At 40.4% G+C, this 14,880-nt stretch carries 8 protein-coding genes; 1 reads left to right on the forward strand and 7 read right to left on the reverse strand.

Annotated elements, in window-relative coordinates; translation table 11 throughout:
- Positions 1-182: 182 nt before the first annotated feature.
- From EO130_RS02040 to EO130_RS02070, 7 genes are all read right to left on the reverse strand, one after another.
- Positions 183-3,017 carry a type I restriction endonuclease subunit R gene (locus EO130_RS02040; protein WP_127139859.1) on the reverse strand — a complete coding sequence of 945 codons (2,835 nt, stop codon included), beginning with the start codon at positions 3,015-3,017 and terminating at the stop codon, positions 183-185.
- Complete coding sequence (locus EO130_RS02045) at positions 3,017-4,225, reverse strand: pentapeptide repeat-containing protein (protein ID WP_127139860.1); 1,209 nt, start codon at positions 4,223-4,225, stop codon at positions 3,017-3,019. The genes EO130_RS02040 and EO130_RS02045 overlap by 1 nt, the downstream gene beginning before the upstream one ends.
- 2 nt (positions 4,226-4,227) lie before the next feature.
- Positions 4,228-5,409: a restriction endonuclease subunit S gene (locus tag EO130_RS02050; RefSeq protein ID WP_127139861.1), complete on the reverse strand. Its 1,182-nt coding sequence runs from the start codon at positions 5,407-5,409 to the stop codon at positions 4,228-4,230.
- 2 nt (positions 5,410-5,411) lie between these two features.
- Positions 5,412-6,974 (reverse strand): type I restriction-modification system subunit M, encoded by a 1,563-nt coding sequence (locus tag EO130_RS02055; protein ID WP_127139862.1) that lies wholly within the window; start codon positions 6,972-6,974, stop codon positions 5,412-5,414.
- A 155-nt stretch (positions 6,975-7,129) separates the two neighbouring features.
- Positions 7,130-9,526 (reverse strand): AAA family ATPase, encoded by a 2,397-nt coding sequence (locus EO130_RS02060; protein WP_127139863.1) that lies wholly within the window; start codon positions 9,524-9,526, stop codon positions 7,130-7,132.
- A gap of 150 nt (positions 9,527-9,676) precedes the next feature.
- Complete coding sequence (locus EO130_RS02065) at positions 9,677-10,600, reverse strand: hypothetical protein (RefSeq protein ID WP_127139864.1); 924 nt, start codon at positions 10,598-10,600, stop codon at positions 9,677-9,679.
- Positions 10,601-10,836: 236 nt separating this feature from the next.
- Positions 10,837-11,091: a helix-turn-helix transcriptional regulator gene (locus EO130_RS02070; protein ID WP_127139865.1), complete on the reverse strand. Its 255-nt coding sequence runs from the start codon at positions 11,089-11,091 to the stop codon at positions 10,837-10,839.
- A gap of 742 nt (positions 11,092-11,833) precedes the next feature.
- Here EO130_RS02070 and EO130_RS02075 point away from each other — a divergent pair.
- Complete coding sequence (locus EO130_RS02075) at positions 11,834-14,866, forward strand: SusC/RagA family TonB-linked outer membrane protein (RefSeq protein ID WP_127139866.1); 3,033 nt, start codon at positions 11,834-11,836, stop codon at positions 14,864-14,866.
- Positions 14,867-14,880: the final 14 nt, after the last annotated feature.

The following is a 14,880-nucleotide window of genomic DNA, read 5'->3' on the forward strand; positions in this document are numbered from 1 at the left end:
GTTATATTAGCGGGTTCATTGCCACACCACGCTGTCTTTATCAGCCGTCTGTGCCCCCACCACCCGCAAGGTGCTGGCCCATTCTTGACCGCGGTGTGGCAACTATATGGTAAATTTACAAAAAAGGGTTGGGGGCAACTTTATTATAGGCGATAATAAAGGACTTTCTTACTCTGAACTGTCTATCCCATCCCATCAATAAAAGTTTCCACAAAGTCTTTTACCTTACCTAATATTCTGTCAGATGAAGTAGCTCTATCTCTTAGGCTGGGTCTTTCGTTCATAACGGCAATAATCGAATCCCGTAAGGGTTCTTTTTCCGTGAACAGGTAATTGCTGACCAAATCAACCAACTTCTGGTAATCCAAGTTTTCTTCTTTGGCCAATCGAAGTATGGCTTTTTTCTTCTCCACCGTCCAAAAGGATTCAAATTCATTGGCCACCAGTTCGGAGTCGGTTATCAACGGTAGATTTTCTGCTATAAACTTCTCAATCAATTCTTTTTTGCTTCTTAATTGAGATTCTGAGGACAATATATCTGAAATCGCTTTGCGCTGTTCTTCTTGCTCCTTTGGTTCTGAATCGTGAAGTTTGGCCAGTAAGGTTAATATATAGGTAACATTTATTTCATCCCTTCGGATCAGTTCCAATTCAAAATCTATATCGTTTAGAATAGATACTTTCTCCTTCTGGGTTTCCGATTTTATGGTGTCATATAAATCCAAGTACTTGCTCTTGTAGTTCTCAAAGGTTTGTTCGTCAATTCCCAAATCCTCAAAACTAAATTCGGTGAATGTTCCAAGTACATTTTTTACGCGCATCAATTCCCTAAAGGCCTTTACAAATTCCAGTTCTTCTGCTTCAGAAGCCAAATCGTTCACACTATCAAAGGTTGGTGCAATGGCCTTTACACGCTCAACGGCTTCATCAAACTTTTCAATGTAATCATCATAGGGTTGCACTATGATCTCTTCAATGGCTTCTTTATTGGAAAACAGGGTTATGGCCTCGTCAGTGGGTTCTTTAAGGTTTCTAAAGGCCACAACATTTCCCTGGGATTTCACCTCATCCAATATTCTATTGGTACGGGAATAGGCCTGTATCAAGCCATGGTACTTTAGGTTTTTGTCCACATAGATTGTGTTTAGCAACTTACTATCAAAACCTGTCAAGAACATATTGACCACCAACAAAACATCTACTTGTCTGTTCTTAACTCGTTTTCCAATATCCTTGTAATAGGAATAAAATTCATTGGTGGAATAATTGGTTTTGAACATCCCGTTATAGTCAGCCATAAACGCTTCCAATTTATCCCTTGTATGTTTTGTATCGTACCTTGATGGGGGCTCGGCCGCAAAATCATCATAATCCTCATCGGGGATAAAACCCTGTGCATCCTCATCCAATTGGTTGGCTTTGTAGGAGAAGATGGTGGCTACTTTTAAATCGTGTTCGCCTGCTTCTTTTTTGGTTTGAAACAATTCATAATACTTTATCAACGTCTTTACATTCTGAACGCAAAAAATGGCCGTGTAACGTCGATTATGGGTTTTACGGTTGTGATTGTTGATTATAAAATCAACATTGTTCTCCAATCGCTCAGGAGCCTCCAAAACCTCTGCGGTATTGATGTCCTCCACTTTTATATCAACAACATCATCTTTAGGTTTTACAGTGTTCATATATTCGATAGAGAACTTTAAAACGTTCCTGTCCCGTATGGCATCGGTGATGACGTATTTATGCAGACACTCTTCAAACAAATCCTTGGTGGTTCTTCTACCCAGCTTGTTTTTTACTGAATTATCGGCGAAAATGGGAGTGCCCGTAAAACCGAACATTTGGGCATTGCCAAAGTAGTTTTTAATGGCATTATGGGTATCGCCAAACTGGCTACGGTGGCATTCATCGAAAATAAATACGATGCGCTCGTTTTTTAGCTTATCCACTTTGGCCATGTGTTTTGGTTTGGAAATGGCCGTATTCAATTTTTGGATGGTGGTAACAATGAGCTTGGTGTCATCGGAGAGCTGTTTCACCAAAGTACTTGTATTGTTCGTGGCATCAATGCTACCTTCGCTAAAGCTATTGAACTCTTTGATAGTTTGGTAGTCCAAATCCTTTCGGTCTACCACAAAGACCACTTTGAGCACATCCTCTAAATTAGTGAGGATTTGTGCCGCTTTAAATGATGTCAATGTTTTGCCCGAACCCGTGGTATGCCATATATAACCAAACTTTTTGCTGTTTTTAACACGCTCCACGATGGCTTCTGTGGCATAATACTGGTATGGGCGTAATACCATTAAGGTATTAGCCGTGTTCAGCACGATGTATTTGGTGATCATTTTGGAGAGATGGCATGGCTCCAAAAATGCTTTGGCAAACTCACTTAATTGGGTAATGATGTTGTTCTCCCTATCCGCCCAAAAGAAGGTTTGTTTAAAGGAACGTGCTTTTACAGGGTTGTTGGCAAAATACTTTGTGTTGACCCCATTACTGATGACAAAGAGCTGCACGTATTGGAACAAACCACTTCCTGAACCAAACGAATGCCGCTCATAACGGTTGATTTGATTGAAGGCCTCTTTCATTTCCAAGCCCCGTTTTTTCAGCTCTATTTGCACCAAGGGCAGACCGTTGATGAGTATGGTAACATCATAACGGTTTTTGTAAGAACCCTCCATGGTGATTTGGTGGGTGACCTGATACTGGTTTTTGCACCAATGCACTTGGTTGATCAACTCCACATAGCCCGTTTCCCCATTGTCCTTGGCATAGGTAATACGGTCACGGAGGGTTTTGGCCTTTTCATAAATGTTGCCCTTGGAGAGCTGATTCAATATTTGCTTAAACTCTGCATCCGAAAAGGAGGTCCGGTTATGTTTTTCCATCTGCCTTTTTAAGTTGGCAACCAACTCAGTCTCATCTTTTATGTTGACTTTTGAATAGCCTAAGTTCTGTAGCTGTTCTACGAGGTTCTCTTCTAAAATGTATTCCGGTTGGGTGGTCATTATCTAAATTTTCTAAAGGCTTGTATGGTTTGATAAATCCCATAGCCAGTTACAATTCTACCAAATAGGTCAAAAAAATAAAACCAATTATTGAATGAATATTTATCTCCAAACTCTTCGCCAAGAAAATCAAACCTATGCGTAGGTAATAAGTAAGAACTATAAGTTGGAATATTTTCATAAAAAATGTTCCAATCGAAGTTCATGGCCATTTCGTATTTTGAGGTACTGAGTATTGTGAAATAGTAGAACAAGCCCCCAAAAATTAGCGTAAAAAAGGCCGCTTGGAAATATGACACTCCAAATCTACTGGAGAGCCAATTTAATGATAGGACAAACAAATTGGATACACAGGAAACAATTGATTCCCCTCTGAGTAATTTGGAAATGTTTTCTTTTAAATAGGTTTCATTCTCAAGGGTTTTATACTCTATGCTGTGTACCACATTATTTTGGGAAATATGCTCTTGTTTTAAAATTCTGAATGTTTCCCTTTTGTTTTTGATTGGTATTTCAGCATTTTGAGCGATTGCCCTTTCATAGGCTTCTTCATCAAGTTTTTTGTTTAAAGATTTGAAATCCTGAACATGAAAATCAAAGATGCCCATTTCGCCTGAGCGGATAGCCGTGGATATGTCAAAACCCTTTTCAATTTTTGTTCCCCTAAAAAGAATGAGTTTGTCTATGAGGCTATAGGTGAAAAGAACATTTTCTTTAAAAGTTGTAGCACTGAAAACTGTGGTCCCTATAAATTCGGTTTTGAAGAAAATTGTTGGTGGATAAAAAATACTTCTCCAAAAATCAGCCAATTCATAAAATGTTGTATTTCTAAAATTAACCCAGTTATAAAAATGACATTCCCTAAATCGTATTTTACCACTCAAATGTTTGTTTTCCGCATCAACACCATTAAATTGACAGTTATCAAAGTGAAGATTGCTTTCAGAATCTTTGAACTCGAGCAAAAGGTCAAATTTGCAATTAGAAAATGCAAAATGTTGCTTGGAATTATTAATTGAAAATCCAACCTGCCTTTCTTCAATAGCTGATTTGGGTATTATTCTTTCTTCACTTATAGGTAGGGTCAATGGGAAGTTTATTGCTAAGTTTTTTACACCAAAATAGAAATCCTCATCAGCTTTAAAATAGTTTTGTTTGAATAATTCCTCAAGTTCTTTCTCGCTATTTACTGGTATTAATTCTTCCATTTCTACACAAACATCTGCTGCAACAGGCCTTTTTTAAATTGCTGGGTATGTTCTATTTGAGTTTGAACTACGGCTATTTTTTTATCGATGGCACTTAAAAAGTTGGCGATTTGAGTTTGTTCAGCTATCGATGGCAACATAATCTTCATTTTTTGAAACATAGGTAATCTTAAGGACTTAACCGTAGAACCTACAGCTTGCGAATAAAAATAATGTCGATTTTTATGAATTAGATAATACAAAAACTTGCCATTTGACTTTTTAAAATCCATGATAGCATAAGTTCTTTGATGTAAATCAAACTTGCCAACAAAATATTTGGGAATAAATTCTTGACCCTCTCCTGCAACAATTATTGCTTCACCATCGAAGAGATAAATACTACTTGTTCTAATATCTTGAGATCTATCAAAAAAGGTGTATTTACCATCTAAACTGGAATCAACCCTATTGGAGTTTCCAGTCGTTATCTTAGTAATCTCCCCCAACCGTTTCTCCTCCCAATCAGTATAAGCACTCCCATCTTCTCGAGTAAACCGCAATTGTGGAACTTGCCCTGAGCCTGCCGAAGGGAACATTTGCTGCATCACACCCTTTTTGTACTGCTCTAAAAGGGTTTTCTTTTGTTGTAATTGCGCTATTTTTTTATCAACCGATGAAAGGAAAGAGGCTATTTTTTGTTGTTCTCTAATACTTGGAAGTATTAAAGTTGTTTCTTTTATGGTCTTTAACGATAGGTTTTTTATAGTACTTCCTGTCAATTCTGAGTTGAAATAGTTTTTAACCCTAGAGGTTTGAAGAGACAAATAAAAAAAGTACTTCGGATATTTACTTTTTATGTTAATATAACATGCGCTTTTTCCAAGAACAATATCTTCATTGTTATAAAATGCCAAATTACCAATAGTTCCATTGATGGAAATTAGTATGGTATCTTCATTGAGTTCTCTTTTATGTTTAAGATATTCATTCTCTGTTAGGCGTTTTGTATTTTCATTTATAAAAATGTTGCCATCAACTAGATTATTCCCATTAACAAAATAGTAATTTCCTTCATCATTATATTTTGGAGTCGAATGTATTCCATCACTAATTTTATCACACACTTTAGAAAATTGTATTTTCTCCCATTCCCCCGAAAACTCAGCAAACCGCAATTTCGGCACCCGTTTTTGTTCCTTCATAATCAAAACGGTGTTTTAAGGTTCAGTTGTTGGCAGAAGTCGGCAATGAGGGTATCCGTTTCGGCCATGTCCTTCTCCAAGTCTTTTAAATCAGTGGCCACTTGGTCCAAGTCCACAGGCTCCTCTTCCTCAAAGGTGTCCACGTAGCGGGGTATGTTGAGGTTGTAATCATTTTCCGCTACCTCTTCCAAACTCGCTACGTAACTAAATTTGTCCTTGGTGCTACGGGTGCGGTAGGTGTCTATAATGGCATCGATATGTTCCTCGGTCAGCCTGTTCTTATTGCCATCTTTTTCAAAACCCTGTGAGGCATCAATAAACAAAATGTCATCGTTGTGTACCCTGCATTTGCTCAGCACCAAAATACAGGTGGGGATGCTTGTGCCGTAAAATACATTGGCGGGCAGGCCTATCACCGCATCCAAATAATTTAGTTCCTTTATCAGGTATTCCCTAATGGTGCCTTCGGCACTCCCTCGAAACAACACGCCATGGGGCAACACGCAGGCCATGGTGCCGTTTTCCGCCAATTGGTACAGCATGTGCTGCACAAAGGCAAAATCGGCTTTACTGGTGGGTGCCAAACGCCCGTATTGGCTAAAACGCTCGTCGTTTTCGTTTAATGGGTTGTTCTTCCCTTTCCATTTGGCGGAAAATGGCGGGTTGGCCACAATGGCCTCAAAACGTATATCCAAATGTTGGGGTTGTTCCAAAGTGTCCTCCTGCCTAATATCGAAATGCCTAAAATGAACATCGTGCAAGATCATGTTCATCCGTGCCAAATTGTAGGTGGTCCGGTTCAGTTCCTGCCCAAAAAAATCATCCACGGGCACTTCCCTGCTCACACGCAACAGCAAGGAGCCAGAGCCACAAGTGGGATCGTACACGCTTTTCAGGCGTTTTTTGCCCGTGGTCACTATTTTGGCCAATATTTTGGAGACTTGTTGTGGGGTGTAAAACTCTCCTGCTTTTTTACCTGCACCGCTGGCAAATTGGGAAATAAGATACTCGTAAGCATCGCCCAGCACATCCGCTTCGGCATCCTCCAAGGCAAAATCTATTTTGTCCAAATGAAACAGCACTTTGGAGATGAGGCTGTTTCGGGCATCGGTGCTCCTGCCCAGTTTGGTGCTGTTGAGGTCCAGATCCTCAAAAAGCTTGTTGAAATCGTCCTCGCTTTCCGTACCCATGGTACTTTGCTCAATACTGTTGAGAATGCTTTCCAGATCGGCCAGGATAAAGTTACTCTCGTTCTCGGTATTGGCATTGCCCTTTTTGGCGATGGAGCTAAAGAGTTCATCAGGTTTTAGGTAGTACCCCAATTTTAATAGGGATTCCTCTTTAATGGCTTTCAAATCGTCTGCATTCGTAACCAAAAGGTAATCCTTAATTTCCTCGGTTTCCAATAATTTATTGGCGTACAGGTATTGCTTTTCGGAAAGGTATTTGTAGAAAATAAAGCCTAGAATATAATCTCTAAACTCATCGGCATCCATTTTGCCTCTTAACTCATTGGCAATGTTCCATAATTGCGTTTCGAGCAGTTTCTTTTGTTCTTCGGACATGAAGTGTATTTAATTTTGGGTAGGGGAAATCTTATTCTTCCCAAATATATGGAAACATTCGGTTTTAAGGGTAGCTTACAGAGGGGCGCGGTGGTATGAGGGGTACACTCCGTCATTTAATGGCGGAGCCGTCCACTTGATTGTGAGCAGTGTTTTTATTCTTCATCTTGAATTTCTATTCCGATACTCGATAATAAGGCTTCATATTGTTCATTATCTTTTTCTTTTATTTTATCTAGAATAAACTCTGCAGTTTTTTTCATTTCAGGTATGTCTATCGGTGTCATACTTCTTTCAAACAACCCCTCTAAATGTGAAAATTCGTTGTTAATTCTATCAGTCATTATCGAGGCTTGTCTATTATTCCCAAAGAACTTTGTTAGTTTATCAACTTGTTTGATAGTATTTGGGTATTTGTAGTATAGAAAAGCCTCTAGGAATTTCCGTGTATTATTTCCGAAATTATAGTATAAATTATGTTGATTTTCATCATCTGTCTCAGCAATCGAGCACTGATAAATTTGGTGGAAAAGGAAATTAAACTCTGTTACATAATCTTTTAAATACCTTGGCATTAATGTGATTTTACTTATTTCATTTTCTCTTGAAATCAAAAAATAGTTACAATGATTTTTGTTTAAAGCACTTGGCAATCTTTTTAAGTATTTTAAGAAGTCTAAATTATGAGTGGAAATAAATATCTGTTCATACTCTTGACTTGTGAAAATTTCTGCATTGATAAGACTATAAACGAAAAAAATATGATTACTATCTAAACTCGAAATTGGATCGTCAATCCAAATTATTGGCTTACTTCCCTTTGTTTCGACATCTTCAAGCTTTGCCATAAAATAACAAAACGCAATTAGACTGCTTTCACCTTCACTTAAATGATGTGCCTTGTTTCCGTTCCTTACAATTTCAAATTTTATTTTCTTCCCTCCAAACTCATCAGTATCCTCTAATGCTTGTAGTGTCAAAAAAGCGTGACCAAAAAAATTATTTAAATATTCATTTACTTTAATTGCCCCTTTTTCTTCATCATTCATCAACCGCTCTTTAGCTTCGATTTGAGCAATTTGTCGCTTGATTTTTTCCTCCACATCATTCTTGGATTGAGTTTCAGTATCTGAAGTGTCTTTTAAAGATTGCACTCTTGCTTTTACAGTTGAAAATTGAATGTCAGTAGTAAAATCGCTTACCTCTCTCAATCTCAAAAGCTTCTTTGCTTTTGTCTGTTCGGTTTCCAAGGAACTACTGTATTCGTTCGCTTCTGTCCTAAAAGTTTCATATTTTTTCCAACAATCCTCTAGTAATTTACTGTTATCAGTTACATCATTGTACGATTTAGAATTGAGTAGGTCATCTTTGCGTTCAACAAGCTTTTCTTTTATAGTATTTAAATCTGATTTTAATACATCAATCGCTTGTTCTCTTTCTTCTATTAAAGTGTCCAAGTCTGAATGAAACTTTGAGTAAAACAAATTTTTGTCAATTACTAGTATGGTCTCAATCTTCCGAATTGAATTTTCCGTTTCAGAAATTAAAGAATCAATTTCCTTTTCTAGTTTTTCCGATTCTTCATCAAAATGACTTTCTAATGCATTCCAACGTTCTTGTGAAATATCATTACCACAAAAAGAGCATTTTTCAAGCTTGTCCTTGTGTAATTGGCGACCTTCTTTTACCCAACGATTTAAAATTGCGTCTTTTAAAAGCTGCTCAATTTTATTGGAATTGCTAATTGATTTAGTTACGAGTTCTTTTGCCTTTCTATTTAGTGTATTTAAATCAAAAGTTGGTTTTTCAATTTCTGGAATGTTTGCGTTTGTACTTTCATTGAGCAAATTCAATTTCGCTGTTACTTCTTGATCAGTTAATGGCTGAAAAGAGGTGTCCGAAACGGTTTTTACGTCACTTAGTAGTTTGGTGATATTATAGTTTTGGTCTCCAAACTTATCGGATTTGTATTTTATACCATTCGGATTGTTTGTTGCTTTATACCTTAATTGGTCATTTAAGCTATTGTTTGCGGTTTGATATGCTTGTAATGCAGTTGTTGCTCTCAATGAAGCATTTTTTAATTCAAGATAAAATCCTGTAGCATCAATTTCTTCTTCAGGATTTTCTTTCACACCCAGTTCATTTTTTAAAGTTTGAATTTCAGCTTCAATTGTAGCATTCCCACCAATTATGGCAAAAGGTGCTATGCTTTCATCAGGATTTACGATGAAACGAAGATTAGCCTTTACAAAGTCCTCATTGAAAACTCTGATTTTTTTTCCGTGTGCAGTTAAATTATTTGGTGTACTATCAGCAACGTCAGTTATGCTAACTTCAAATTCAGGGTTTTCATATTTGTCGGATAAATTGCCTGTTTCTAAAGCTCTTACAATACGCGACAAAGTAGTTTTTCCCGAATAATTCCGACCATAAAAAATATTGATTAGTTTAAATAGAACAACATTATTTCCGCTATCACGCATAGTTGAATCCCAATCAAAATTTTGAAATACAGCAAGATTATTTATTGATTTAAACTTTTTAATCATCTATTCGTATTGTTCTGGTTACATTGTTCACAACGGTCCGCAGCTAAGAAACGTGGAGCTTTCGAAACTCTTACTTGTCCGTCCGTGACAAATTTAGCCACGAAGAGCGAAACCACTAACTGCCCCTTGTTTTCTTAGGTACTGTTGTTTTTAGTTTTCTGTTATTCCAATTGCATCTGCTAATTCTTTTAATCTACCAATTAAAAGTCCTGCTTTATTCCCCCAATACTTTATTTTCGAAATTTTATCTTTTAACCACTCAAGTTTAGGGTTCTTCTCTTTTAGAACTGTTTCGATCAAATCTTCAATAATCTCTTTGTCTGAGCCTTCTACATCTTTAGACTGTAACTCTTCTTTTAATTTTTTAAGTTCATCATCTAAATCAGGTTTAACCCATTTGACTAAATTCTCGTTTGAAATGGAAATGTTTCCTGTTTTGGCGGTATTTTGATTCAAGTTATTAATTGTAATTCTTCCTATACCTTCAATCTTCTGCGCTAAATCTTTAATATCTGATTCTATTCTAGAATACTGTTGAGAAAGAATTGTCATTTGTGATTTTAAGTCGACATACATTGATATGTCCAATCCAGGTTGACCATAATTATTGCTTTCAATATTATTATCCCCTTTCTTTTCTTCCTTTCCTTCTTTAGGCTTAATATTAATCATACTCAATGTTGAAGAAAGCATACTCTTTTGTTTGCCAAGATTCCGCAAGAGATTATTTTCGAACTTGCTCTTATCTTGACTCCAAATCTGTTCTTTCAGTTCAATAATGTCTTTATTCTTTTCATACAAATCGACCAAATCAGGTTTTCGAGAAGGCATAATATTCGAAATAATTTGGCTGGTTTGGGAATACCAATCTTCATATTTGTCAATCAATTCCAATTGGGTATTTAAAGTGTCCCCGGAAGGCTCAACCCAAGAATAGTCAGAGAATCCAATTACTACTACGCTCCCACCTCCTGTGGGAGAGTATTTAACCTGTACTTTTTGAAAGAATGCTTTAGCTAGCTCTTCTATTTCGGGAACCTTTTTCAGTAGGTCTTCTATTTGTTTCTTATTCATCTGTCTATTTTAATTAAGCACAACTTATTTATATACCCAGTTCTTCAGTATACACCGCCAAAATAGTTGGCCATGCCTAAGCCACGCCTCATAATGGTAGGCACAGCTTTTTTATCGTTCAACAAAGTTTTGGGGGAGTACAGGAACTAAATGTAAGAATTTTCTAGAAAAGGAAAATGCGAATTTCTGTAAGGAATTTAAAAAAGAGAAAGGGAATTAGTTCGAGGAAATTAGAATTATTGATTCTTAAATGAGTCTGAAGCAAAAAATTCTTTTAGGCTTATATTAACCATTTTGCAAAATTTACTGATTGTGTGTATTGAAACTCCTCGGTTGTCATTAACACTTTCCCACCTGTTTAAAGTTTGCCTTTCCAAATCATTGTTTTCTGCAAACCTTTTTTGATTAGGGTCAGCCTTTATTCGCAATTCCTTGATTCTATGCGCAATTTTATTGTTCAATGCAATATCCTCTGGTTTTAGCTTACCCATATTGCAATTTTCATTTAATTGTAAAAAAACATGTAAGCCATTTGGATTACATTTTTATATTTCGTTATATTTGGAACTGAATACATACATTTGCGATTCTTCGTATAGACAATATTTGAAGCTTTCGCTTAGAGTCCTTAAATAGAAAACTGGTAATTTTTGCAACAGGACAATAAGCAGATGGCTCACGACCCGGGCGTGGGCTCTCTTATCGTTGCACGGTATCACCAGTACCTCTATTTAGATAAGTTGAGTCCCGCGCCTTTTTTAGGTGTATTGGTTCATTGCAACTTTCTTCTTAGCGTTTGGTTTCTTTGGTCCTTTCGGGGTTTCGCCCAACCAACGGGTTATGGGAAACATTTGGCAATTTTTTTTTGTAGGGTTCACACCGTGTTATTGTCCTGTTTTTGGGGCATCGCACTCGGTGTTCGATATCCTGTTTAAAAAGAAGCCCAAGAACCCCGTATAATCCCAAGGCCACGGTTGTGGGATACACGTTACACACTTTTCCGGTTCACGATATCCTTTTGTCCCACTACCAACGACTACACTTTTAGGGCAACCGGCCCAATCACGAAACCATGGTCTTTTTTGGTTTAGGAATCCTATTTCTGGGTAAGTTTTCACCCGGGCAGGATGGCCTATGTCCGAACCTTGATGTCCTAAGGTAAGTTACGACTTTGTCGGGACTTCGTGGGCAGTGTGGAGAATAACTAACGCTTTAATTAAAAGAACTCAATTTATGCAACTCATAACAATACGCATGCGCAGGGCATCCCTGTTCGTGCTCCTATATGCTTTATTAATGCCCTTTTGTACTTTTTATATGCAGGCGGGCACTTTCTTGGAACCACCACAGGCCACCGTTTCCGGCACCGTCACCGATAGCGCGGGAGAGCCCTTGGCCGGGGTGAACCTTGTGGTGGAATCCAAGGATATCGGGACCATGTCCGGTCTGGATGGTTCCTTTTCCATTACTGCCGGTCCTTCCGATGTTCTGGTCTTTTCCATGGTGGGTTTCAAGACCCTTACCGTGCCTATTGCGGGTAGGGAAGAGGTTTCGGTCATTATGGAAGAGGATGTGACGGTATTGGGCGAAGTGGTGCTCAATGCGGGTTACTATACCGTTTCCGAGCGGGAACGTACCGGGAACATTGCCACAATCAAGGCTGAAATGATGGAAAAGCAGCCTGTGGGCAATCCCTTGGCGGCCATGCAAGGGCAACTATCCGGGGTGAACATTGTTCAAAACACGGGCGTGCCCGGTGGGGGCTTTACCATTGATATCCGTGGCAGGAACTTTATCAATGGGGCTTCCGACCCCCTTTTTATCGTGGACGGGGTGCCCATCAGTTCACAGTCCTTGGGGTCCAACGATGTTTCCGGGCAGATATTGGGCGGGAACACCAGTCCGCTGAATGCCATTAATCCCAACGACATTGAGAGCATAGAGGTGCTCAAGGATGCCGATGCCACCGCCATTTATGGTTCCCGTGGGGCCAATGGGGTGGTACTGATCACCACCAAGAAGGGTAGGGTCGGGGAGACCCGGTTCAATGCCCAAATGAGCTCTTCGTTGGGAAGGGTCACCAATTTTCTGGAGTTGTTGAATACCCAACAATACCTGGAGCTCCGCCGTGAAGGGGTGGTCAATGATGGGTTTGGGGACTTTTTGGAGAATCCCGCCTTTGATTTTGCATGGCCGGATATCAAGACTTGGGACAATGATCGGTATACCGATTGGCAGGAAGAACTGATTGGGGGTACCGCCTATCGGAACAATCTGCAATTGTCCGTTTCCGGAGGCAGTGAACGCACCCAGTTCCTGATCAGTGGGTCCTACCTAAAGGAGACCACGGTTTTTCCTGGAGATGCGAATTATAAAAAGGCCAATGTGAACAGCAATCTGTCGCATCGATCCGATAATGGGCGGTTCAAGATCAATCTGTCCACCCTCTATACCCGAGAGGACAACTTGATGCCACGCTCCGATCTGACGAGCGTTGCCTACACCTTGGAGCCCAATGCCCCTGAGATCTATGATGATGAGGGCAACCTCAATTGGGAGGACAATACCTTTGACAATCCTTTTGCTGCCTTGGAGGAGCGGTTCGGACAGGCAAGCCAGACCCTTATTTCCAATGCGTTGTTGTCCTATGCGCTATGGCCCGATCTTGAGGTTCGGACCAGTTTGGGATATAATAGGTACCAATTGGATTCCTATCGTACCTTGCCCAGTTCCGCAGTGAACCCCGGACGTGGATTGACGCCACAGACCTATTCTTCCTTGACGCTGAATACGGCCGATCGTGAATCTTGGATCGTGGAGCCCCAGATCAGTTGGAATCCCACATGGAACACCTTCGATGTAGAAGTGTTGTTGGGTACTACCTTTCAAAAGGAAACCGCCCAGCAGTTTGTGCAAAGGGGGACGGGCTATCCCAATGACCTGTTGATCCAAAACCTTGCCGCGGCCAGTACCGTGGAGGTATTGGGGGACACTGATAGCGAATATGCCTATACCGCGGTATTCGGTAGGGTCAACGTCAATTTCCTGGACCGCTATATCCTGAACCTGACGGGTAGGCGTGACGGTTCTTCCCGATTTGGACCGGGCAGGCAGTTCGGCAATTTTGGGGCCGTTGGATTGGCCTGGTTGTTTTCCGAGGAAAAGCCTTTTGCCAATAGCAGCTGGTTGAGCTTTGGGAAGCTTCGTGGCAGCTATGGGACCACGGGCAGTGACAATATCGGGGATTACCGCTTTTTGGACACCTATGATGTGACGGGTTTTGATTACAACGGTATCAGCATTTTGGAGCCCACGGGCATTTTCAATCCCTTGTTTGGATGGGAATCGAATACGAAATTGGAAGTGGGCCTGGAACTGGGGTTCTTTCGTGATAGGTTGCGATTGGAGACCTCCTTTTTTCGGAACCGCTCCAGCAACCAGTTGATCGGTATCCCCTTGGCAGCGACCACTGGTTTTTCGGAACTGACCGGGAATTTTGATGCCACGGTGGAGAATACCGGGGTGGAAGTAGATCTCAATGCCATGATGTTCCAAGGGAAGGATTTTGGATGGTCCACCCGCTTTACCTTGACGGTCCCCGAAAATAAACTAATTGCCTTTGATGGTCTGGAAGATTCCACCTTTGCCGATCGCTACATCATCGGGGAGCCCTTGACCATCGTTCGATTGTACGAGTCCCTTGGGGTGGACCCTGAAACGGGCATCTATCAATTCGAGGACTTCAACGGGGACGGGGAGATCACCAGTCTAGGCGACCGGGAGTGGTTGGAGGACCTAGCCCCGGAATTCTACGGGGGTTTTGGGCAAAATATCCGATGGGGCAATTTGGGGCTGGATTTCTTTTTCCAGTTCAAGAAACAAAAGGCCTATAATGAGCTCCGGGCCTTTTCGGTGCCGGGCGCGCGCAGGAACCTGCCCATCCGTTTGTTGGATAGATGGCAAGAGCCCGGTGATGAGGCCACCGTTCAATTGGCCTCTGCCGGACTTGCTCCCGGGGAGGACACGGGAGCACTTCAGTCCAGGAGCAATGCGGCGGTATCGGACGCCTCCTTCATCCGGCTTAGGAACATCACCCTCAATTATAGGGTCCCGAACCTTGGGGATCGTCTGGACATCAATGTTTACCTACAGGGACAGAACCTTTGGACGATCACCGACTATACCGGGCCCGATCCGGAGCAGCCCTCCACCGTGCGTTTACCGCAGTTACGGCAGTTGACCTTGGGACTACAGTTGGGATTTTAACCTTATACAAATGA

The organism is Flagellimonas marinaquae (genome assembly GCF_003992675.1).
Classification (GTDB): Bacteria; Bacteroidota; Bacteroidia; order Flavobacteriales; family Flavobacteriaceae; genus Flagellimonas; species Flagellimonas marinaquae.